Genomic DNA, 2106 nt, shown 5'->3' with positions numbered 1-2106 from the left:
ACCTTTCTTAAATCTTCATCGGAATTATAGTGGTTCAGTTTACCTCCATCTATTACTTCGGTAAGCAAGTCAGTCACATTCATCTTGTATCCATTAACCTTTCCTGTGGTTGATACATCCAGTCTGCGGAGAGTTAGTTTCTCATAAACGTTGATATTGTTTCTCACTGTGTAGGACAGCCTGGCATCGTTCAGGCCAGAGCAGATTGCATTCTCTGACAGATGGATCCCTTTTTCCTCGAGTTTCTTCTGAATCAGTCTCAGCATAATCAGAGAGATAATGCAGATTAGGACATGAGCATTGATATGAGCTTCTGTTCTAACAAACATTGGTCTGATTGAGAAGTTAGACTTCATGATTCTGAAACATCTTTCAATCTGTACCAGGTGATGATAAACATTGGACATATCAACATTATCAAGGCCGTTTCTGCCGACTATACCCTGCTCAGGTTTTGTCTCCTCCTTAGGAGACTGAAGCCAGATCAGCTCTTCCTTAGTTGGTACATCATGGTAAATTACAGCTGCGAAGCCGGCACGTTTTCTGTGTTTTTCAATAAGCTTCATTTTGATCTTTTTGGCTATCAGCTTTTTGGTATCAATATCAGCACTTAAAAAAGAGGAGAAGCCTTTATTTACGGTCTTGATTTTATCTCCATCTGCAACTGCCTTTCTGGCTTTACCAAACTTTTCCTCAAGGACTGCGAGATCGTGCTGCTGTCTTTTCTTGCTGAAGGTAAGCAGCATCTTATTTTGAATTACTACGGTCACAGGAGAGTTTTCTGGATGCTCCTCGTCAATGATTTTGTACTTCTGTGGATAGTCAATGATCCTGTACATATAATTCAGAGGATTACCCTTGGCATCAGTTTTTTCAGGGTATTTGCTCAGGTCGGTTATATCTGCTTCCATCTTCTTTGGAAGAGATAGAGCTGATTTAGAGAGGGCATAACCGAAGCCGTTCTTTAGCAGCATATACATGTTTGGTACAGAGTTCAGACCAGAATCTGCAACAATGATGGACTCAGTAATGTTGTAGGTGCTCTTGAGGCGGTCTATTGAGTTAACCAAGTTTGTTTTTTCAGACTTATTTCCTGCAAAGACCATAAAGTCCACTGGAAAAGCGTTACTGTCAATGACCAGTGCTACTGAGACCATTGGTAAATCATAATGAAGCTCTTTGCTAAGACCTCTCATTCTAATTGCCTCACCATATTCCTCTCGACACTTCTCATAGATTTCGATAAGGGAAGGCTCTTTTTCCAGAAGAGCAGCCACCTCATCAGGTGCAACCTCATAACCTTCATCTCTTAAAAGTTCACAGAAGTCCTGTTTAGCATAACGGGTAAAAGTCTGCTCATCATCCAGAGGTGTCTCAAAATAGCAGTTGGTGGTATCGTAGAAAAGCAGAGAATTCTGACGGGGATAGAGTCCTTCTACCTTTCTGTTGATGTGAGCCAGAATTGATTCCTTATTGGCATACAGATAATCAAGACATCTGTACAGAGAGGATAGCTCCAGTTCAGTAATGCCTGTACCAACATATGAGGATAAAGAACTGTAGGCATGAAAGTGAGACTGAGGCTCAACCATTTTCTGCACTGCCAGATAATAGGTAAGCTTAGAGGCATCAAACTGAATATCGGTATCATTTCTGGTTTTCAGATATCTGAAAAACTCGGTCATACCAAGAGAATCTCTCCAGAGAGGATTAAGGATTAGGCTTGAATAATTCAGCAGCAGGCTTTCCTCACTGTCTCCGACTCCGGCAGAAAGAGAATTAACCAGACGCTCAAAGTTGTCATTGCGGGCCAGGGCTTCCTTAGCTTTAACATTGGAGTACTTCTCCTCAAGCTCTCTTAAAACCTCTGGAGACTGCTCTTTAAGCTTTTCATAATTACCATAATTCTTAATAACCTTCTTACGATTGGTTTTGGTATTAGGATCACGATAGCATTCCACCAATCTGATATAGGTATTCTTACCGCTTTTGAATTTTTCCAGATACATACAAACACCTCATGAGCCTAATTCTTAACAGATATTATAACATATATGCAAGGTGTAATATACGTGCATTATTAAAACAGATAATCAGGTCACAAAA

The 2106-nt window shown here is 40.4% G+C and carries 1 protein-coding gene; it reads right to left on the bottom strand.

Annotation, left to right across the window (positions count from 1 at the left end):
- The coding region (locus QZU45_RS12275; RefSeq protein WP_295355700.1) for an IS1634 family transposase at positions 1–2009 on the bottom strand (2009 nt) is incomplete at its 3' end.
- Positions 2010–2106: the final 97 nt, after the last annotated feature.

Source organism: uncultured Succinivibrio sp., from assembly GCF_902756765.1.
GTDB lineage: Bacteria > Pseudomonadota > Gammaproteobacteria > Enterobacterales > Succinivibrionaceae > Succinivibrio.
This window is presented reverse-complemented; position numbering and strand designations above follow the sequence as displayed.